The sequence below is a fragment of the Vibrio sp. HENC-03 genome, from assembly GCF_000305755.2.
Classification (GTDB): Bacteria; Pseudomonadota; Gammaproteobacteria; order Enterobacterales; family Vibrionaceae; genus Vibrio; species Vibrio owensii.
Window position 1 is genome coordinate 556,211 of the sequence record NZ_JH976064.1, and the last position, 20,183, is coordinate 576,393.

At 44.7% G+C, this 20,183-nt stretch carries 24 protein-coding genes; 16 read left to right on the top strand and 8 right to left on the bottom strand.

Features of this window, described 5'->3' with window-relative positions:
• Positions 1–127 precede the first annotated feature (127 nt).
• From VCHENC03_RS20760 to VCHENC03_RS20735, 6 genes are read left to right on the top strand one after another with little or no spacing between them, the layout of a single operon-like run.
• Entirely contained in the window at positions 128–874 is a 747-nt protein-coding gene (locus tag VCHENC03_RS20760; RefSeq protein ID WP_032802122.1) for an energy transducer TonB, read from the top strand.
• Positions 874–1,572 (top strand): MotA/TolQ/ExbB proton channel family protein, encoded by a 699-nt coding sequence (locus VCHENC03_RS20755; protein ID WP_005441125.1) that lies wholly within the window; start codon positions 874–876, stop codon positions 1,570–1,572. The genes VCHENC03_RS20760 and VCHENC03_RS20755 overlap by 1 nt, the downstream gene beginning before the upstream one ends.
• The gene (locus tag VCHENC03_RS20750) at positions 1,569–1,982 is read left to right on the top strand and encodes an ExbD/TolR family protein (protein WP_005441127.1); all 414 of its coding nucleotides are present in this window, start codon (positions 1,569–1,571) and stop codon (positions 1,980–1,982) included. The genes VCHENC03_RS20755 and VCHENC03_RS20750 overlap by 4 nt, the downstream gene beginning before the upstream one ends.
• Before the next feature lie 26 nt (positions 1,983–2,008).
• The gene (locus tag VCHENC03_RS20745) at positions 2,009–2,878 is read left to right on the top strand and encodes a heme/hemin ABC transporter substrate-binding protein (protein ID WP_009704843.1); all 870 of its coding nucleotides are present in this window, start codon (positions 2,009–2,011) and stop codon (positions 2,876–2,878) included.
• Positions 2,879–2,887: 9 nt separating this feature from the next.
• The gene (locus VCHENC03_RS20740; protein WP_009704844.1) at positions 2,888–3,925 is read left to right on the top strand and encodes a FecCD family ABC transporter permease; all 1,038 of its coding nucleotides are present in this window, start codon (positions 2,888–2,890) and stop codon (positions 3,923–3,925) included.
• Positions 3,925–4,707: a heme ABC transporter ATP-binding protein gene (locus VCHENC03_RS20735; protein ID WP_009704845.1), complete on the top strand. Its 783-nt coding sequence runs from the start codon at positions 3,925–3,927 to the stop codon at positions 4,705–4,707. The genes VCHENC03_RS20740 and VCHENC03_RS20735 overlap by 1 nt, the downstream gene beginning before the upstream one ends.
• Positions 4,708–4,794: 87 nt before the next feature.
• Here VCHENC03_RS20735 and VCHENC03_RS20730 read toward each other — a convergent pair whose 3' ends face one another.
• Entirely contained in the window at positions 4,795–5,256 is a 462-nt protein-coding gene (locus tag VCHENC03_RS20730) for a TetR/AcrR family transcriptional regulator (protein ID WP_005441131.1), read from the bottom strand.
• Positions 5,257–5,783: 527 nt separating this feature from the next.
• Here VCHENC03_RS20730 and VCHENC03_RS20725 point away from each other — a divergent pair.
• A complete protein-coding gene (locus VCHENC03_RS20725; RefSeq protein ID WP_005441132.1) occupies positions 5,784–6,083 on the top strand; it encodes a YfcZ/YiiS family protein in 300 nt (99 codons plus the stop codon).
• Positions 6,084–6,154: 71 nt separating this feature from the next.
• Here VCHENC03_RS20725 and VCHENC03_RS20720 read toward each other — a convergent pair whose 3' ends face one another.
• Positions 6,155–6,427: a YnjH family protein gene (locus tag VCHENC03_RS20720; RefSeq protein ID WP_032802124.1), complete on the bottom strand. Its 273-nt coding sequence runs from the start codon at positions 6,425–6,427 to the stop codon at positions 6,155–6,157.
• Between the two features lie 147 nt (positions 6,428–6,574).
• On the opposite strand from VCHENC03_RS20720, the gene VCHENC03_RS20715 reads away from it, so the two are divergent.
• The gene (locus tag VCHENC03_RS20715) at positions 6,575–7,174 is read left to right on the top strand and encodes a hypothetical protein (RefSeq protein ID WP_009704847.1); all 600 of its coding nucleotides are present in this window, start codon (positions 6,575–6,577) and stop codon (positions 7,172–7,174) included.
• Positions 7,175–7,249: 75 nt separating this feature from the next.
• On the opposite strand, the gene VCHENC03_RS20710 is transcribed toward VCHENC03_RS20715, so the two are convergent.
• Positions 7,250–8,356, bottom strand: a complete 1,107-nt coding sequence (locus tag VCHENC03_RS20710; RefSeq protein ID WP_009704848.1) for a 1-acyl-sn-glycerol-3-phosphate acyltransferase — start codon at positions 8,354–8,356, stop codon at positions 7,250–7,252.
• Positions 8,357–8,548: 192 nt separating this feature from the next.
• Between VCHENC03_RS20710 and VCHENC03_RS20705 the strand changes: the two genes are divergently transcribed.
• The gene (locus VCHENC03_RS20705) at positions 8,549–9,157 is read left to right on the top strand and encodes a hypothetical protein (RefSeq protein WP_009704849.1); all 609 of its coding nucleotides are present in this window, start codon (positions 8,549–8,551) and stop codon (positions 9,155–9,157) included.
• A gap of 65 nt (positions 9,158–9,222) precedes the next feature.
• Here VCHENC03_RS20705 and VCHENC03_RS20700 read toward each other — a convergent pair whose 3' ends face one another.
• Together VCHENC03_RS20700 and VCHENC03_RS20695 are read right to left on the bottom strand one after the other, a co-directional pair.
• Positions 9,223–9,705, bottom strand: coding sequence for a hypothetical protein (locus VCHENC03_RS20700; protein WP_005441137.1), 483 nt, complete (start codon positions 9,703–9,705; stop codon positions 9,223–9,225).
• 26 nt (positions 9,706–9,731) lie between these two features.
• On the bottom strand, positions 9,732–10,253 hold the full coding sequence (locus tag VCHENC03_RS20695) for a nicotinate-nicotinamide nucleotide adenylyltransferase (protein ID WP_005441138.1): 522 nt from the start codon (positions 10,251–10,253) through the stop codon (positions 9,732–9,734).
• Between the two features lie 210 nt (positions 10,254–10,463).
• Between VCHENC03_RS20695 and nadE the strand changes: the two genes are divergently transcribed.
• Entirely contained in the window at positions 10,464–11,294 is an 831-nt protein-coding gene (nadE, locus tag VCHENC03_RS20690; protein WP_009704850.1) for an ammonia-dependent NAD(+) synthetase, read from the top strand.
• 110 nt (positions 11,295–11,404) lie between these two features.
• Here the strand turns inward: nadE and VCHENC03_RS20685 are convergent, their stop codons facing one another.
• Positions 11,405–13,222, bottom strand: a complete 1,818-nt coding sequence (locus VCHENC03_RS20685) for a hybrid-cluster NAD(P)-dependent oxidoreductase (RefSeq protein ID WP_009704851.1) — start codon at positions 13,220–13,222, stop codon at positions 11,405–11,407.
• A 273-nt stretch (positions 13,223–13,495) separates the two neighbouring features.
• On the opposite strand from VCHENC03_RS20685, the gene VCHENC03_RS26645 reads away from it, so the two are divergent.
• Positions 13,496–13,660, top strand: a complete 165-nt coding sequence (locus tag VCHENC03_RS26645) for a YqaE/Pmp3 family membrane protein (protein WP_005453437.1) — start codon at positions 13,496–13,498, stop codon at positions 13,658–13,660.
• Between the two features lie 154 nt (positions 13,661–13,814).
• Positions 13,815–14,843: a dihydroorotase gene (gene pyrC, locus VCHENC03_RS20675; RefSeq protein ID WP_009704853.1), complete on the top strand. Its 1,029-nt coding sequence runs from the start codon at positions 13,815–13,817 to the stop codon at positions 14,841–14,843.
• A gap of 103 nt (positions 14,844–14,946) precedes the next feature.
• On the opposite strand, the gene VCHENC03_RS20670 is transcribed toward pyrC, so the two are convergent.
• A complete protein-coding gene (locus VCHENC03_RS20670) occupies positions 14,947–15,855 on the bottom strand; it encodes a DUF808 domain-containing protein (RefSeq protein WP_009704854.1) in 909 nt (302 codons plus the stop codon).
• Positions 15,856–16,028: 173 nt separating this feature from the next.
• On the opposite strand from VCHENC03_RS20670, the gene VCHENC03_RS20665 reads away from it, so the two are divergent.
• Complete coding sequence (locus VCHENC03_RS20665) at positions 16,029–16,946, top strand: M14 family metallopeptidase (protein ID WP_009704855.1); 918 nt, start codon at positions 16,029–16,031, stop codon at positions 16,944–16,946.
• On the opposite strand, the gene VCHENC03_RS0125420 is transcribed toward VCHENC03_RS20665, so the two are convergent.
• Positions 16,941–17,729 (bottom strand): AraC family transcriptional regulator, encoded by a 789-nt coding sequence (locus VCHENC03_RS0125420; RefSeq protein ID WP_032802126.1) that lies wholly within the window; start codon positions 17,727–17,729, stop codon positions 16,941–16,943. The genes VCHENC03_RS20665 and VCHENC03_RS0125420 overlap by 6 nt on opposite strands.
• A gap of 98 nt (positions 17,730–17,827) precedes the next feature.
• Here VCHENC03_RS0125420 and VCHENC03_RS20660 point away from each other — a divergent pair, with 98 nt between their 5' ends.
• The 3 genes from VCHENC03_RS20660 to VCHENC03_RS0125425 all read left to right on the top strand — a co-directional run bounded on the left by VCHENC03_RS20660 (position 17,828) and on the right by VCHENC03_RS0125425 (position 19,819).
• Complete coding sequence (locus VCHENC03_RS20660; protein WP_009704857.1) at positions 17,828–18,733, top strand: DMT family transporter; 906 nt, start codon at positions 17,828–17,830, stop codon at positions 18,731–18,733.
• 160 nt (positions 18,734–18,893) lie between these two features.
• Positions 18,894–19,379, top strand: coding sequence for an acyl-CoA thioesterase (locus VCHENC03_RS20655; RefSeq protein WP_005441158.1), 486 nt, complete (start codon positions 18,894–18,896; stop codon positions 19,377–19,379).
• A 194-nt stretch (positions 19,380–19,573) separates the two neighbouring features.
• Complete coding sequence (locus VCHENC03_RS0125425; protein WP_027726536.1) at positions 19,574–19,819, top strand: hypothetical protein; 246 nt, start codon at positions 19,574–19,576, stop codon at positions 19,817–19,819.
• The last annotated feature ends 364 nt before the right edge of the window (positions 19,820–20,183 follow it).

Below are 20,183 nucleotides of genomic sequence, written 5' to 3' on the forward strand. Positions count from 1 at the left end.
CATTTCAAAAAAACTGCAAAGATCATAATTTGGCCGTAATGATAATGCAATTGATAATTGATCTTATTTCTTTTGTAAGTGATAATCAGTCCAAGTTGATAATGATTAGCAATACCGAGATTTACCCGTGAACGTAAAAAGATATGTCATTGCCGGAGGCGCCTCTTTAGTGGTGCACGCTGCACTGCTTTTTGTCTCTCAAGAGACGAAGGTGTTTGCAATGCCTGCAGGGAATCCTACTAGCTCGGTTAGCCTCAATTTAGTCTCGGCTCCCAAACCAGTCCAAGCTGAACCGACACCACAAGAAGTGGTAGAAGAGAAGCAACCAGAGCCACAAAAAAAGCCTCAACCAAAGCCAGAGCCTAAACCGGTTAAAAAGACGGTAGAAAAGCCAATCGTGAAGAAAGAAGCGATCAAAAAGAAACCTGTCGAGAAAAAACCGAAGCCAGTCAAGAAGCCACAAACATCTAAGCCTGTTGCCAAGAAAGATCCACAGCCAAAAGAAAAAGTGGAAAAGAAAGTGGCAAAAGAGCCAGTACCGCAGCAAAAAGCAACGCCGACGGAACAATCAAAAGGCGCAACGTCTCAGCCTGTGATGATTGATCAGCCTGCTTTTGTTTCCCAGCCTGTTCAGCCTCGTTACCCTCGTTCAGCTCGTAAGCGTGGTATCGAAGGCGTGGCACTTTATGAGGTTTGGTTGGACGAGAATGGCAACCAAGTAAAACAAGTACTTATCGAATCTTCTGGTGCTGAAATGCTCGATGTTTCAGCACTGCGTGCCATCAAACAATGGCAATTCTCACCACATATTTCTGGCGGGCAAAAAGTTGCTCACCGAGTTCAAATCCCAGTTCGTTTTAAGTTGGATGGATAATGGAACAGCTACAACATTTACAAACCCAATTTGGTCTTATGACTTGGCCTTTAGTTATTTGCTCTGCACTTACAGTCATGATCATTGCGGAACGACTCTTTCAAGTATTCATCAGTCTAGGCGTAGGCAAACGCGCAATTCGTCAAAAGCTGAATAACCTTGATCCGACCAACAACAAAGATATCGAAGCGCTGGCGGATGAACTTTCTGGCAAACGCCCTCTTCTTTATCGTGGTGTTGCAATGTTGCTAGCGCATCACTCGTTCTCTAAATCTTTACGTGAAGATGCGGCGGGGATTTGGCTACAAGAAAAGCGCCATCAATTGCACTCAGGTCTTCGTTTATTGACTCTGATTGGCGTGATCAGCCCGCTTATCGGCCTATTAGGTACAGTACTTGGCCTGATCGATATGTTTAAAGGTATTGCGTCTTCTACAGGTAACATCACGCCAAACGATTTGGCCGATGGCCTAGGTCTTGCGATGCGCACGACTGCAGCTGGTTTGATCATTGCGTTGCCCGCAATTTCTGGCGCACAACTGATTGGTCTTTGGGCTGACCGCGTTATTGCCAAGCTTGAGCACACACTGAACTATGTAAACCTCTGGTTAGAAGGCATTTCTTTGCAACACGTTTCTCCAGAAAACAACAAAGAAATCGCAACGGTTGCTGATCATGTGGAAGCGAGAAGCTCATGATTAAAGCACCTCAAGACAATAGCAGCCATGGTTTAACACCGGACCTAACCCCGTTACTGGATATTATCTTTATTGTAATGGTGTTCTTGATGTTGACTGCGGCGGTCAAGCTCGACTCTTTGGATGTCAACCTTCCAAGCACTGATTCCCAAGCCGTTGCCGAAGTTGATAAACAATCAATTACGGTCAACATCCTTAAAGACGAACCGCACTGGGCAATCAATGGCAAGTCTTACATCGATTGGGAAAACTTCACGATTGCTCTGCTAGAAGAAAGTAAATCAACAGATAAACCGATTGTGATTGGCGCTGAAAAAACCGCCGATATTCAGTCACTGGTTAAGCTTCTTGGCTTTTTACAAGAAAACGGAATTCAAGCGACTCAATTGCTCACTGAAGAGTCGCAATAAAAGAACATAAGATTGAGAACATCCTAATGAATAAAACACTATCTCCAGTTCGCACCGCCTTAACAGCAGCTGTCACTATGCTGGCAAGTGCGAGTCTTTTTGCCAATGAAGCCCCTTCAACGGAACGAGTTGTCAGCGCAGGTAGCGCTGTCACCGAATTACTTATCGCGCTTGATGCAAAAGACAGCCTTGTTGCTGTGGATGTCACCAGCCAACTGCCAAAAGAAATGGAATTGCCAAAAGTAGGTTACCACCGTCGTCTGTCTGCTGAAGGTTTACTAGCACTTAGCCCAACTAAAGTGATTGGTTCTGATGAAATGGGCCCGAGCACAACACTTGAGCAACTAAAGTCTGCTGGTGTAGATGTAGAGATTGTAAACACAGAAGCAAATGTTGAAGGTCTTGTGGATCGCATAGACCAAATTGCCAACATCATGCATCGTCAAACTCAAGCAACAGCGCTAAAAACAGAAGTTGAAACGCAAGTAAAAGCACTTGAGAGCAACCAACCTGCAAAAGCTGACAAAAAGAAAGTCCTCTTCCTTCTTATTCATGAAGGTCGTCCTGCAAACGTCGCAGGTTCAGAAACCACGCCAGATGCCATCATTCAGCTTGCGGGTGGTGAAAACCCAGCGGCAGGTCAGCTATCGTCATACAAACCTCTATCTACAGAGGCCATGGTTGAAATGCAGCCTGATGTAATCCTAGTAAGTGGCCGCAGTTACCAAACAATGGGTGGTGCAGATGCCATTTTGAAAGCGATGCCTCTGCTTGCAGCTACCCCGGCTGGGATGAACAAAAACATCGTGACAATTGATGGCCACGCACTCGTAGGTGGTTTGGGACTAAAGAGCCTTTCTGAAGCGAAGCGCCTGAATGAGCTGCTATACCCGTAGAGAGATTCAATGCTATTAAGACGTACCCCTTTACCTACTATTCTGCTTGCTTTATCCGGCATTTTAGCCTTTATCGCAGTTGCTTCAATTACTGTAGGTCCAATGAATATCACCTTCACAGACAGCCTGCGAAGCTTAACAGGGGCAAGCTCTGATCTTGCTCCTCACATCCAACTCGTTATCAACGAAATACGACTTCCTCGCACTATTCTTTGCATGTTTATCGGTGCCATTTTAGCGATCTGTGGTGTCGTCATGCAGGGCTTGTTCCGGAACCCGCTCGCCGAGCCTGGCATCATCGGTGTCTCTGCTGGTGCGGCGCTAGGTGGTGCATTTGCTATCGTTGTTTTCGCTGATTTCAGCCAAAACTACCCAACATTAATGAACCTAGCGGCATTGCCTTTCTTTGCTTTCTTGGGCGGTGCAATCACTACTGTTTTAGTTTACTGGTTAGGTACAAGCAAGTTTGGTACATCCGTTACCATCATGCTCCTCGCTGGTGTTGCTATCAGTGCATTATCAGGATCAGCAATTGGCTTCATGAACTTCATCGCAGACGATCAAATGCTGCGTGACTTAACACTGTGGTCTATGGGGTCACTAGCAGGTGCGAATTGGTCAGGTATTGGCTTAGCGGCCGTGACATTGGTATTGCTGATGTTCTGGTTCCAGAAAAAAGCGATGTCGCTAAACGCTCTCCTACTGGGCGAATCTGAAGCAAGGCATTTGGGCGTTCCCGTTCAGAAGCTAAAACGACAGCTCATTTTGTTATCTGCAGTGGGTGTGGGGATTACCGTGAGTATCTGTGGCGCTATTGGCTTTATCGGCCTTGTTATTCCTCACTTAGGTCGTATGCTCGCAGGGCCTGACCATCGAACTCTGCTTCCTATTTCTGCTTTGATGGGCGCATTACTTCTTACGGCTGCAGATATGTTTGCACGTGTCGCGGTTGCACCAGCAGAATTACCAGTAGGTATCGTTACTGCACTAATTGGTGCCCCATTCTTTATCTACTTACTGTTCCAACAAAAAGGGAAAATCCTGTAATGAATAACACCGTTTTGTCGGGCAGAAATATTTCGATGCGATACGGAAACCGTGTCGTTCTGGACGACATCAGTATTGAGATTCGAGCTGGAGAAGTCACAGCATTGCTTGGTCCGAACGGAGCCGGCAAGAGTACTTTATTAAAGCTGCTGTGTGGCGAAATTCCATCTCAAAATGATATCGAATTCTTTGGTACCCAAAAGAATGATTGGGAACCTGCAGAGAGTGCAAAACACGTCGCTATGTTGCCGCAACACAGCACATTGACGTTTCCATTCTTAGCGAGAGAAGTGGTCGAGCTCGGAGCAATCCCTCTTTCTATCTCCAATAAAGAAACCAGTGAACTCGCGTTGCATTACATGCAACAAACTGATGTTTTGCATTTAGCTGATAGCCTCTACCCTGCCCTATCTGGTGGTGAAAAGCAGCGTTTGCATTTAGCACGTGTTCTCACTCAGCTTCATCAGTCTGGCGATAAGAAAATCTTGATGTTAGATGAGCCGACCTCCGCTTTGGATTTGGCTCACCAGCACAACACCTTAAAAATTGCTCGCGCAGCAGCCAAAGAGAATAATGCTGCCGTCGTGATTGTGTTGCATGATTTGAACTTAGCTTCTCAATATGCAGACCGCTTAGTCCTGCTGCATGATGGCAAGTTAGTATGTGATGACACGCCTTGGAACGCACTGACTCCAGAACGCATTGAGCAAGTCTATGGCTACCGCTCAATCGTAACTAAGCACCCAACCTTGGATTTCCCTCAAGTGCACGCAGCGGCTTAATCAGCGCGTTTTAAGCCCTTGTTTGCCATTCCAAATAATAGGCATACAAAAAAGCCCCGCAACGTTGCGGGGCTTTTTGTTTTGGGGTTATTTGCTCATTTGAATCAGCGAACGACCAATCAACCACTCTAGCTCTTTGTCGCTACCTGCACCAAATTGGCTTTCTGCCATCTTGTACAAACGGTCGATGCCATTTGCAGCAAACTCATGTGCGCTTTCTGAAGTAACAATATGGTGGAACAATAGACGCAAGATCGCTAAGAATTCAGTATCTTCTAGAGCCTTAATCCAGCTCTTAGAGAACGCATCTAGACCTTTATCAAATTCTAGATGTTCTACGAACATTTTGAAGATACGACCGTCTAACGCGGCGGTAAAGTCCGTTTTCTTAGGGAAATGGTGGCTAATACCTGTACGCGATACACCTGTTTGTTGACTTAACGTGGTGTAAGACATTTTGTCATAACCAAGTCTTAGAAGCTGATCAACAACGGCATCCATGATTTTCTGGATAGTGATTTCGGTATCTTCTTTACTACGCTTTGGCATATTTTAAGCTCTTCTCTTTGTAAATCCATCTAACTCACAATTAAATGAGGCCAGAATGAAAATCATCCTCAGCATTATGTACTGTATGCCTCTAACAACAAATCAGAGGACCAATCATAACTAAAATGCACTGCGTAACGTGCAATTTACAGTGATATTTCTGTCAATACATGTGACTCAAAATATGGCGAAAAGTCCACTCCATCAAAACCTTGCACCAAATCATTCATCGAAACTATTCTCAGGCTAAGAATGATAATTATGTAAAAATAATTAATCCGGAAATAGTCTTATAAATTGAACCCCAGTTCAACTAACCTGACAAAAATCTCACGAATATCTAGGTTAATTGATTTTAAATATTGATACATATCACATTAATTTCCTTAAGGAAGTTCTAATAAAATTAATTAACTCACTGTTAACAACATAACATACCGTGCCTTTTTTATCCAAAATCATTCATTTTTGTAGATAGAGATCAAATACCTGATAGAATACCCACAGTATTTACAAGAGGATTCGTTATGAGTGTCGAATTAGAAGAAAACCAAGTATGTGAAGCTTGCGGTTGCGCTGGTGAAATGGGTTTTATCATCAAAGAAGGTGACGATGTTGCCGACGTAACGATTTTCGCAGAGACTAAAGCAGCACTAGAAGCTGAGTTGGCGAAATACATCGAACTAGCAACACAAGTTTGTGCTGACGTTGAATACAACGTTTCAGAACTGACAGAAGAATCTAAAGAGCTAACGGCTCGATTCAAGTTTGAAGTAAGTGCTGAAAAACTTATCTTTGAACTAAAGACTCGCTCTCTAGCGCGTTAATCATCGATACATAATCGACATATAGATAAAAGCGAGCTCTTAGCTCGCTTTTTTAATGCTTGATTGGCTTGTTACTGGTTGTCTTTCTGAAACACAACCCACTTCAGTGAACCGTTGGTTTCAAAGTCATTCTCATCGGTACACACGAGCAATACGCCATCTATGTTTAACACCGCCCCAGTGGTGTATGCCTTATCGTCGTAGTAACAAACCCGCTGTCCTAGCTTCCCGTCTGCCACTACTAGAGCCTTTGTATCTGGTGTACTGTAAGATTTTGCTAACACAACGCCTGAGAAGGCCATAGCAGTACTCGCCACTAGCATAGAAATCGTTCTTAAGTTCATGAATATCCCCTCAATGAAGACCACATAAGTTAACAAAGAAACGTTTCACGTTCTTGGCAGCATCTCATATTCTTGAGACATTGGGCTGTAGCGGCCTACAATGCTTTACGTTATCCTTTTCCACTTATCCTCAATACTGTATCGGTTATGCGCGCTTTATTTCTCTTACTCGCTCTGACGGCTTTTTCCAGCTCATCCATTGCTTATGAGCTCGATTACTATGCCAAATTTGGCCATACCGATAACTATGGCAACATTGACCTTCGTAATAAGCCCTATACCACGATACCTGATGGGTTGGTTGTTAAAGGCAACCTAAACATTTCACAAACACCAATTACCAAATTACCGAGAGGGTTGGATGTTCAAGGAAGCCTAGAAGCCACCAACAGCGCATTAAAAACGATAAGACCAGGGGTGAAAATTAAGGGTTACGCGAACTTACTCGGTAGTAAGATTGAGCGTTGGCCACGCGGTGTCAAATTAGGCGGCTATTTAAACTTAACCGATACACCGTTAACCAGTTTGCCTACAAGATTAAGAGTGAAAGGCGATCTAAGCGTCATTCGTACACCGCTTACCGAACTGCCAGAAGGTTTAATCGTGGATGGTAACCTGTACATAGGTGGTTCCAAACTGACAGAATTTCCAGACACTATGACAGTGAAAGGCAATATCTTTTTGGGGGGAAATCGAGTTACGAAATGGCCAACGAATTTGACCCTAGGTGGCGCAGTTGCACCATAGAAATGGTTAGACGAAAGCTCCTTCCCAAAACCAAGCGCTCAGTGCTTTATTGCAAAGCACTGAGCGAAGTTTAAATCATTCTTGGTTGTTTACTGGGTTAGCGTAACTAGCCACCAAGTAACTGTGAGCACCGTTAGGCAGTTGCTCCAGCTTCTCTTGCAACTGAGATTTCACCGACTCCGTAATCGATTCATCTTCACGACCCGCAGCAAGCAGGTTGATTGGGAACACACGGTAGTTATTGTGAATCTGACGATCGATTTCATTCGCGAGCTCATCCGGAGTCTCAAACTCTTGATCGATCACATCACCAAATGCAACGTGTACTTTACCTTTGTAGCCAACGATACCTTGAATGATGCTTTCGATATCTTCGAATTCACCTTTCTCGTAACTACCATTCTCTGCTTTCTCATACAGCTCTTTGGCTTTTGCAATGTCACAAGGGTCATTCTGGTAAGAGATGGAAACAGGCACAATCTTCAATGAACGCGTGTATTCACCAAAACTTACTTTTTGCTTACGCCCTTCAACATGAAACATCTTTAAGATGGCAGGATCAGTAAAGTCATTACCGTCTTTGGCACGACCTTCTTTTTGCGCAATCCAAATCGAGTTGCCGGTATCAAGAGAGTGCTTGATGTAGCTTGATAGCAAGCCCAACGCTTTCATCATTTCGCGCGGCGCTTTCGCCGAGCGTTTAACGATAAAGCTTTTGTTCAATCTCATTAGCTCAGTCGCACAAGGCTTCTTAAGCAGGTTGTCACCAATTGCAATACGCACTGTACGATGATCCGTTTGGTGCAAACCGTAGTTTACGAGAGCAGGATCCATCGCGATATCACGGTGGTTAGAAACAAATAAGTAAGACGTATTCTTGTCCAGTTGGTCAAGGCCAGAAAACGTCACACCGTCAGTGGTGCTATTAAGCGTATCTTGAAGATACTTCTTCACTTCCAGCTGAATTGCCTCCACAGAATCCAATTTGCTCCACTTCGCTTTTAAGTAGACACGGATAATCGGACTCATGAGAGTTTTGAACCACGCCGCTTTGTTTGCAAAACGGTGGTTTAAAATCGCGCTGATAAACTCATCGTCTTTGATCAGGCGGTCCAGCGCAGCTGGGATTTCTTCGTCGTTATATGGACGAATTTCAATATAAGGATCGGTATTGGCAGTCATTATTCAATTCATTTCAAAAAGAGCTGGCACATTTTACGCATTGTTTTGCCAACCCGCAGCAATTCAGACCATACTTTTAACATGGTCATACCAGTACCATTACAATTTCTATTCGCAAAAAAATCTGTTATCCGGTTGGCAATTTAGGGGTTTAGCGTTACCCTTAGCGCCCCAAAAACTCTGGTATTCACAATGAACTACGCAATTGAATTTCACGACGCTAATTACCCTTTTCTTAATGTTGCTGCGCGTAAAAAAGCGCTAAAACACAGCTTACTATCAGTAGTAGAAGGTTTGGCGATCATTAAATTGGGTAAACATGAGTATGCCATTGAACCGGGTCAGTATTTCTGGATTCCTCAGGGATGTTTGAGCTCCCTCACCTTTTTGCCTAACACGCGAGTAACTCGCTGTGACTTTTCTGTGCGCTTAACTGACGCATTTGCTCAACAAGCAGGTTACGTGAAGCCATCTGCTCTATTGTCAGCGTTGATTGAAAAGTTGGTGACAACAAAAGCACGTAGCGAACACCAGATGGATTTACTGGAAGTTGTTAGACATGAAGTTCTGACACTAAAGCCAATGTTGACCAGCTCTCCACTGACAGACTCGATTAATAAGTGGAAGCCGGGCTGTGATTCTTCAATTTCGATAGAGCTTTGTCTTGTCTTGACCTTAAGAGAAGCACGTAAGATGAAGTTGTCAGGCAAAAAACAAGCGGACATCGTTGCAAGATTGTTCAACAACAACGACGAAGAATACGAACAGTTGTGTTTTTTAGTGTTTGGGGAAGCACTATAAAAACTAACGAAGAAAAGAATGTAAAAAAGGACGTACTGAGTACGTCCTTTTTGTTTTGAATTCGATTAAAACGGCACTTCTATCTGCATCATCCAATCGGCGTCGTAGTATTCGTGCCAACGGTAATCAAAACGCATTCTTGGTTCATCACCGCTCTTATCACCAAAACCGACGCTGAACATCAAACCATGGCTTTTTAGCCACTCTTCGGTGCTCATCTTCGCCTCTTCATCCCTCAGTTCTTCTGGCATCCAAAGTCCAAGACCAAAGTAATTACTTTCTAGATTCTGAGTAAGAATCGGCGTGTCTTCCGATTTAATTGCCCACTGATCCCAATAGCTCTCTGTAGGTCCCTCAATCGACTTTTCAGCAATGTACCAGTTGATCGTGTCCATACTTAACACACCAACGCTATCAAAAATATCTTCACAGATAGGCATGGTGTTATCAGCAAACACGACGGAACGATCAGATAAATAGTTACAAGCAGAGCTAGCCTGTGTTGCCACAAGCAGCGCGCATGCACTAAGTACCACAACTCTGACCATGAAAATCTGACCTCTTCGTTTTCAGATTACGATTGTTTGTATAAGCCTTCGCTTAGTAATAATTCATTGACCGTTGGTGTCGTGAATGCACTGATGTCTTCACCCTCTGATAGTGCATTACGAATGTCCGTGCTTCTGATTTTGACTTTTTCAGGACACGCCATCACAGTCCAACGTTCGGTTATTTCTTCTGCTCTGTAAAATTTAGCAAATTTGAAAAAATTATCAGGACCTATGACAAAAGTTATATCGGCTTGCGTGTGGATTTCTTGAATTTTTTCTAATAACGCAAAAGTCGTCACACTTTGTCCAGGCTGGTACAAAGCTTGCTCAAGGTCAGAGCGTTGAACATTAGAAAGCCCCATGTCCTTAATGAAGGCATCAACCAGTTTGCACCGAATTGGGTAATCCAACATATTTTTGCCCCAAGCGTGTGCAATGCTTGGCTCGAGTAGCACGAGATCAAAGTGGCTCAGTGACTCGATCACGCTCTTGTGACCTAAGCTTGGCGGGTTAAATGCGCTGCCAAAAACGGCGATTTTTTTCATATCCGGTGATTACCTGGTTGAAGAGAGTTTTCTAATCCGATGATTTCGGTATGATACTACTAATCTTTAGAGCTTTTTGACACTAAAGCGACGTTTATGAACATCAACTGCATGGTTTCTCACCATTTGTGAACTATAAACGCCTGCCGCAGTATGAATTTATTCACACTCATTTGGTGTCGTACATATTTGCAGGAAAAGGAACCCTAAATGGAACAATCCATCCGCGATGAAATGCGAGTACTCCCTTCTATCGATCCGCATTTCGAAATTGAACGCCGTGTCGCTTTTATCAAGCGTAAATTGCAAGAAGCAGGCTGTAAGTCTCTTGTTCTTGGCATCAGCGGTGGCGTTGACTCAACGACATGTGGTCGTTTGGCTCAACTGGCTATAGACCAACTGAACGAAGAAGCTGGCGACAATAGCTACCAGTTTATCGCCGTTCGTTTGCCTTACGGTGAGCAAAAGGATGAAGACGAAGCACAACTTGCTCTTGCTTTTATCCAACCAACGCACTCTGTATCGGTAAACATCAAAGCAGGCGTAGATGGTCTTCACGCTGCTTCTCACATTGCATTGGAAGGTACAGGTCTTCTTCCAACAGAAGCAGCAAAAGTAGATTTCGTGAAAGGTAACGTAAAAGCGCGTGCTCGCATGGTTGCTCAATACGAAATCGCTGGTTACGTTGGCGGACTAGTACTTGGTACTGACCACTCAGCGGAAAACATCACCGGTTTTTACACCAAGTTCGGTGATGGTGCGTGCGATATGGCACCATTGTTTGGTTTGAGCAAACGTCAAGTTCGTGAAGTTGCAGCAACATTAGGTGCACCTGAGCAACTAGTGAAAAAAGTGCCAACGGCAGACTTAGAAGAGCTTGCTCCACAAAAAGCAGACGAAGATGCGCTAAGCCTGACTTACGAGCAAATCGATGACTTCCTAGAAGGTAAGCCTGTATCGCAAGAAGTGAGTGTTCGTCTTGTAGCAATCTACAAAATGACTCAGCACAAACGTCAGCCGATCCCAACGATCTACGACTAAATGACGATTTGATTCCTGAGCGATTTGTTTCTGAAACCGCTCTGAGATAAATAGAAAAACGCCGCTAAATTAGCGGCGTTTTTGTTTGTTACGGTTTATCTTTAAGGCGTTCAGTCTACGAGTGTCACGTCCGTTTGCGGAACAGCACAACATGCCAACACTTTGCCCATCGCACGTTCCTCTGCGCTGATAGCAGGTACATCTGGGTGATCGACTAGCCCGGATTCTAATTGAACCTTACAAGCACCACATAAGCCCGCTCGACAGCTGTTGCTAATGTTTTTACCTGCATTCTCTACTTGCTCAAGTAGCGTTTGTTGGTTGTTGCCCATCAACTTAAAGCCGTTGAATTCAATCTCAACACTTTTCTCTGGTTTGGCTGTAGTAGTCGCAACGCCGAATGCTTCTTGATGATAGTTATCTTCCGGTAGCCCTTTTTTGAGTAGAAGGTTTTTCGCCTTTTGCATAAAACCATCAGGGCCACAAACGAACACTTGGCGCTTCTCAACATCTTTGATCTGTTTTATATGGGATAAGCTGATTCGCCCCTTAAGACCAAACCAATCCACCGCAGGTTGGGTTAAGCAAATCTTCACATCTAGTCCCGGATGCTGACGTCTCAGTTCATCGAGCTCATCTTTACATGGGATATCAATCTCGCTGCTGCACTGATGGTAGAACACCACATCATCAAGTTGATTATGATCAGCCAAGTAACGAACCATTGACAGCATTGGGGTTACACCGCTGCCTGCAGACAACAACAATAGAGGCTGGACTGAATGCTCTTTTAGATGAAATTGACCATCTGGCGTTTCCGCTTCCAGCACATCTCCAACTTGCAGATTATCAAGCAGTGAATTAGACACACGCCCACCAGAAACGCGCTTAACCGAAATCGCGTAGCGGCCCGGGCGAGATGGGCTCGATGACAAGGTGTAGCGACGCCCTACTTTCTTGCCTTCTATATCCACTTCGATAGGTAAATGTTGACCCGGTAAGTACGTTGGTAACTGACCTTTGCTTGGCTCAAGCCATAAGGTGACAAAGTCTCGCGCAATCTCTTCTCGTTCCACACAAGTGAGCGTCATTCGCTGAGGAGAATTGTCTGGATAGAACTCTGGCTCTTTGTATTCAAGTACTTCGACTTGGTCACCAGAACGAATAATGCCTTCATTAAGAGCAACAAGGTTTTGACCAAAGAACACACCGCCACGCTCGTTCGCACGGAATTCTTGCAGTGTTTTAAGTGGTTCTTTGCTTTCTCGGAATGTACCACGTTGAGTGTTAACGGTGGTTAGAATGCAACGCTCACAAGGTTTTACTGATTCAAATTCGACTTCACCAATGCGAATACGTTTCCATGAATCTTCTTCAAATGGCTTGGTATTAGATACCACTAGATTGGTTCGAAATTGATCCATTGAGTGCTGTTCAGAGCTTCTGCGATTTAGCTCTTCCAGTGACGCTTCACTGATAACAAGCACCGGATAACCATCGGCAAAGCTAACGTTGTGACCCAACTTTTCTCTTACACGATTGGATTGCTCACCAGTAAAAAGTAACTCAACGCGAAGGCCTAACACTTTACTAAACCAATCATCCGCTTCGTCAGTGGTGGTGTATGCCGTAAAACTGTCTTTCCAAACCGTTGCAGGTGCTTCCTGCATTTTGAAATCTTGATAACGGATCTTTAGTGGCTCTTCGCCAAGACTGGTAAACACCACTCCGTCTGGCAACAGCGCGGACTTGATGGTCACCATTTGAGGGAATTTTCGAGCGGTCACCATTGAGCCATCTGACGTCGCAATCATAAATCGACGATCAAAACTCAATCCTTGTTTTTCTACCCAAGCGGAAGATAAGGCAACACCTCCGACGGATTTGACTGGAAAAACATTAATTTGGGACAAAACTGATTGCGACATAGCCTTCTTCCTACAGGTACTTTCTCATTATTGGACTATCATATCCTCATAAGAGTAATGACCCAAGTGCCTATAAAAACTCAATTTTTATAAGGTATCTTCCCAAGGCGATTGGCGTTGTCCTTTCTTAAGCGTTCCTTTTTGTCTCACTTTATGAACAGAGTTCCATAAATTTGCACAGTATTGACGAAATAAGGATTGCCAAAACGTGACATCGCACACATAATTCGCCAACTTTTTGACACTATACATAACCTATCCGGAGCATAGACCATGGATACTAATAAACTGATTCTAATTCTACTTTGTATCTTCCTTCCACCAGTGGCGGTTTACATGGAAAAAGGTCTAGAGAAAGACTTCTTCATCAACCTGATCCTAACGTTCTTCTTCTTCCTACCAGGCACCATTCACGCGCTTTGGTTGACGATGAAGTAACCAACTGAGCTCCTGCCAAAAAGAAATGTGAAAAATGGGATGAAATGAAAGTGCAATTCCACTATCATCCTGTCGCCTAAGCGCAAGCGTTTGCTCTTGAGGTAAATGCAGCGTTTAGGCTCCAAACATAACTTTTTAATGGTGGGAGCAATTAATGACAACACTGACTATTACTCGTCCTGACGATTGGCACGTTCATTTACGCGATGGTGAAGTTCTAAAAGATACCGTTCGCGATATTAGCCGTTATAACGGCCGCGCACTGATCATGCCAAACACCGTCCCACCAGTGACTAATACTGAAATGGCGCTAGCCTACCGTGATCGCATCCTTGCTGAACAACACGGTGAGCAATTCGAACCTCTTATGGCGCTTTACCTAACAGACAACACCACGCCAGACGAAATCCGCAAAGCTAAAGCGACAGGCAAAATCGTTGCAGCAAAGCTTTACCCAGCAGGCGCAACCACCAACTCTGATTCTGGCGTAACCGACGCAAAGAACATCTACCACGTTTTTGAAGCGATGGAAGAAGTTGGCATGCTGCTTTTGGTTCATGGTGAAGTGACTCACAACCACGTTGATATTTTTGACCGTGAGAAGGAATTCCTAGACACGGTTCTTGCTCCTATCGTCAACGACTTCCCTAACCTAAAAATCGTTCTTGAGCACATCACGACTGCGGATGCGGCTAATTTCGTCAACAACGCTTCCGATAACGTTGCAGCAACTATCACCGCTCACCACCTGCTGTTCAACCGTAACCACATGCTAGTCGGCGGCATTAAGCCACACTTCTACTGCCTACCAATTCTTAAGCGCAATACCCACCAACAAGCGCTTATCGAAGCAGCAACAAGCGGCAGCAAGAAATTCTTCCTAGGTACGGATTCAGCGCCACACGCAAAAGGCGCAAAAGAATCGGCTTGTGGTTGTGCTGGGTCTTACACAGCACACGCAGCGCTAGAGCTTTACGCTGAAGTCTTTGAGAACGAAGGCAAGCTAGAAAACCTAGAAGCATTCGCAAGCTTGAATGGCCCTGATTTTTACGGCATCGATCGTAACACAGATACCGTCACGCTAGAAAAAGCAGCGTGGGATGTACCAGAAACGATGCCATTTGGCAGCGACATCGTTGTGCCAATCCGCGCAAATGAAAAAATTGAGTGGGAAGTGAAGTAATCACCCGCAAGAAATGAAAAAAGGGTCATGCCACCATATTTGATATGGAAAGGCATGACCCTTTTTTTGGCTTTAATACAGCCTCAACAAACTGAACTCGCGCTTATTTACCGCGAACCTTTTCAACCACAGTCCAAGCAGCAACCACAACCAAGCCAGCAATGACACCAATCACACCGTTAAGCAGTGTCGGTACGATCGCAGTAGCAATGGTGTGACCACGGAAATCCATAATGATAGGTTCAATCAGATGATGAATCGCAGGGACGTTATGAACAACAATACCGCCGCCAACCAAGAACATTGCCGCAGTACCAACAATCGCAAGCATCTTCATCAATTTCGGGGCGAACGCTACTAACGCCCCACCGAGTTTGGCTTTCAGACCTTCGCCATTGGATTTACGCTCTAGATAGAAGCCCAAATCATCGAGCTTAACAATACCAGCCACTAAACCGTAGACACCAATGGTCATCAAGATCGCAATCAGGCTTACTACCAAAATCTGCGTCACGATACTTGTTCCTGTGACGGTGCCTAACGCAATCACGATGATTTCAGCTGACAAAATAAAGTCAGTACGGATCGCGCCCGCCACTTTTCTCTTCTCATACTCTTCCACGGATTCACCCGTATCAGAGGACTCTTCCGCGTTATCTTCATGCTGATGAGCGTGAGGGAATAGTTTCTCTAAGATCTTCTCTGCACCTTCAAAGCAGAGAAACAAACCGCCAATCAAGAGTAATGGCATGATCAGCCAAGGAATAAACGCACTAATGAGCAACGCCGCAGGCACCAGTATCAACTTGTTTTTAAATGAACCTTTCGCGACCGCCCATACCACTGGAATTTCTCGTTCGGCAGCAACACCCGATACTTGCTGCGCGTTTAGCGCCAAATCGTCGCCCAATACACCAGCGGTCTTTTTCGCCGCTACCTTTGACATCAATGCGACATCATCCAATACAGCTGCAATGTCATCCAACAGTGTTAGTAAACTTGCTCCAGCCATTTATTTATCTCTTTTATGGAATTGAATAAGTAACAAAATGTAACACCATTAAATCACTCAGCAAAGTTATGATTCTGCAAAGAATAAGGTCACAAATTGTGTTTTGTGTTGATGTGGCTTTGAGACAGGACTAGTCTTGTCTTACCTTTCAAGCACACAAAAGAAAAGTATAGATGAAAAGCGGATACACTTACCCAGTCGGTACCCCAGGTCAACCATGGGGCGAAGCAGAACGCAAAGCTTGGTGTGAGCAACGTGACGTAAAACGTAGCTACCAAGAAGAAGTCGTGACCAAAATTGATGCCCTTCGCGAGCGTTTTGATGTTGAGCAATACGGCGCACTTTCTTACGACGAGGCACGCTTCCCTCTGTTTTGTATCAAGACTCGTAACTGGGATGCAGCAAAACCTGTTGTTTTGGTCACTGGCGGCGTACACGGCTACGAAACAAGTGGCGTGCACGGCGCACTGAAGTTTGTTGATACGCAAGCAGAACGCTACGCAGAGCACTTCAACATTGTCGTTGCACCATGTGTTAGCCCTTGGGGTTACGAAGTGATTAACCGCTGGAACCCAAATGCGATCGATCCAAACCGCTCTTTCTATGCAGATAGCCCTGCGGAAGAATCAGCAAACTTGATGAAACTGGTTGCGACCTTGGGTGATGTTCTAATGCACATCGACCTGCACGAGACCACCGATTCTGATGAAACTGAATTCCGCCCTGCACTTGCGGCGCGTGATGGCCTTAAATACATCGAAGGCATGATCCCAGACGGTTTCTACACAGTTGGTGATACAGAAAACCCGCAACCTGAGTTCCAAAAAGCAGTCATCGAGTCAGTAGCGAAGGTAACGCATATTGCACCTGCTGACGATAAAGGCGAAATCATTGGCTCGCCAGTGGTTCAGTTTGGCGTGATTAATTACCCAATGATGAAACTGGGTTTGTGTGGCGGCGTAACCAACTGCACTTACGGCACCACTACAGAAGTTTACCCAGACAGCCCGAAAGTAACTGATGAAGAGTGTAACGACGCTCAAGTTGCAGCAGTTGTAGGCGGCTTAGACTACGTGCTCGCTCAGCTATAACAAGCGGTTCTTATATTGCTCCGGTGTAATGCCGGAGTATTTCTTGAACATTGCAATGAAAGGACTGGCTTGGTTATAGCCTAACGTCAACGCCACCTCTTTTACCGTTTGCCCTTTTCTTAATAGCTCCATTGAATGCAGATAACGAACTCGTAATCGCCATTCAGTAAAACTCATCCCTAACTCACTTTGGCAATGACGAGCCAAAGTACGCTCCGTGGTGTGCACCTTTTCCGCCCACTCGCCTAAACTAATTTCATCCGTTGGCGCTTCTTCGACGGCTTTTAGAATGGGTTCCAGATATTTGTTGTCTGTGGTTGGCAAGAAATGATGCTCAACCTCTTGCTTAGCTAACTGATCAAGCAGTACCTGTACGATGCGTTTGTCTTCTTCACTTTTTGCCACGTTAATGTCGCGCTGACGAAAGTCTTCCACAATTGCAGACACTATTGGTGTTACTTTGATCAAACTGGTCTTTGATGGGAAATGCTGCGTCAGCTCTGGTGCGATATTTAAAGAGCAGTATTCCAATGGTTTACGGTTATAGCTGGTATGACGAATTCCGGCCGGCACCCAAATAGCCAGATGTGGTGGTGCTAAAAAGCGTGTGTCTTCTGCATCCATTTCTAGAATGCCGCCACTTATCAACTGCACTTGTCCCCAAGGGTGACTATGAATCCGAGTCTCAGTATTCGACAGAAAGGCTTCAAAATTCATAAACACATCTGATGGTGCCTGCTCAATTGATAATGAAGGATGAAGATTCCTCGTGCTCTTTGTCAAAATTGTCTTCCTATCGCTTACGATGTCTTTCCAGAGATACTTTTCATTATAAAGACCTGTCAGACTAGCGCCATTAATTATTGTGCGATGAGGTTCTCATGGTTTATTTGCTTCCGTTTTTTACTGTCATGATTTGGGGTGGGAATTCCATCGTAAATAAAATGGCAGCAAGTGCCATCGAACCGAGTGCAATGAGTTTCTACCGTTGGTTTGTCGCTATGGTGCTTCTGACGCCATTTTGCTTACCTGCCGTAATCCGCCAACGTCATGTCATTCGCCCTTACTTGCCAAAACTCGCGTGCCTTGCGCTGCTTGGTATGGTGCTAAACCAATCGTTGGGCTACTACGCAGGTTTGACGACGACAGCATCGAATATGGCACTGATCACTTCTCTTGTTCCTCTTATCAGTGTTTTTCTGAGCGTACCCTTGCTAGGTAAGTCAATTTCTATGTTGAGCGTGGCGGGCGGCGTGATTTCGCTTGGCGGCTTAGCGTTTATGCTTGGTCATGGCGATATTACCTACTTCCTACATCAAGATATGACACAAGGTGACAGCTTGATGCTTCTTGCTGCACTTTGTTACGCGATTTACTGCGTGTTACTTAAGCGCTGGAAGATGCCATTCAACAGCATGACTCTGGTTTACATGCAGGGCTTTTTCTCATTGGTCATGCTTGCTCCGTTATGGTTGAGCAGTGATCAACTTCTGCCAAGCCAAAGCGCATTACCTTTAATTGCTTACGCGGGTATTGCGGCGTCTATCTTTGCCCCATTGATGTGGGTGAAAGCAATTGATTTGATTGGCGCGGATTCTAGTGCCATGTTCATGAACCTGATGCCTGTGGTTTCGGTAGCCCTCGCTTCAACTATGCTCGGCGAAGAAGTGCATGTTTACCACATCATTGGCGGCATGCTGGTTATTTCTGGTGTTATCTTGTCGCAAATTAAGATTCGCAGGAAGATACAATCGCCAAGCCCAGATTTACCACCAGCGACATCGTAATTCAATCTCAAAAGCCACGGTCTTTAGCGTGGCTTTTTAGTATCTGACGACTTTATCTGAAACGTTGATAGAAAAGTTAATATTTTGTTGCATTAGCTATTCCAGTATCGATTCCTTATTGATACATTGAAGTGAGTAACAACGCACAAAGGAATGACAGATGAGCAGTGGTCAAAGAGATATTACCCTTCGTTTTCTTGCTGAACCGGGAGACGTAAACTTTGGTGGTAAAGTGCATGGTGGCGCCGTGATGAAATGGATCGACTTGGCCGCTTACGCGTGCAGCGCGGCTTGGAGTGGCAAGTACTGCATCACAGCGTATGCGGGTGGTATTCGCTTTGTTGCGCCGATTCATGTCGGTAACTTAGTCGAAGTCAGCGCGAAGGTCATTTACACAGGTCGTAGCTCAATGCATATCGCGATTGATGTACAAGCTAGCGATCCAAAAGAGTTAAAAAACCGCCTAACGACGCATTGTATCGTCATCATGGTTGCGGTCGATGAAGACGGAAAACCAACCGACGTACCGAAGTGGATTCCTGAGTCGGATGAAGACAAAGCACTAGAACAATCGGCTATTCGCTTGATGAACATGCGTAAGCAAATTGGCGAAGAGATGGAGGCGCACGTCAAATATCTCAAATAGCTCAAACAATTCAAATAACTTGCCCCACCCCAAAAGCCCCAAACTGATTATTAAGTAATCGTTTGCTCCCCATATGTGTGAAGTAATGTCATGGTTCTGTCATTCACTTCACACTAGATTCAAATTGTCATAAATCTTTCACTTTGATTTGATTAAATCCACGCACAATTTTAGTGTTGGATAGAGTTTGGATCTTGAGATTAAAAGAGACCACATTAAGTGAAAAGACATTGACCAATTTAAAGGCGGTCGAGTACCAATGGGTGCGCACCATGTATGTGGAAGGTTATAACGAAGACGAAATTAACCACTACATCCAGACTTGCTTTGGTGGCGATACCACATTTGCCGATCTTTTCCGTCGTGTCGCATTACAACAGGAGAGTTTGTACACACTTCTGCAATATGTAGGCTGTGCGCCATCTAGCCGCGAGTTTTAAAGCCCTCCCCTGATTCCACCACCGTTCCCTTTCGAATACCCCTACACTAATTATGTGAAGTGATACGCACGGCATTCGGATGCCACTGTGTAATGCATTGCAAACTGGTTAGTCTGTGTCTGTTATAAAGACAAAGTGAATCTATAGGCATAAAAAAACCTGAGTCTAAACTCAGGTTATGGTTACAAGAAACTGTTAGTGATTAAAGCGTAAGGAACTAAGCTAACAGCCAGCTATGCGTAACGCCAATAAAAGCGAGATATTACTGATCGGCGGCCAAACCAAAAGCGTAATATCGATTGCTAAATATAAGGGCGACCTAATGGTCGCCCTTTTCTAGTTATTCTTTTGTATCTTAGTGACC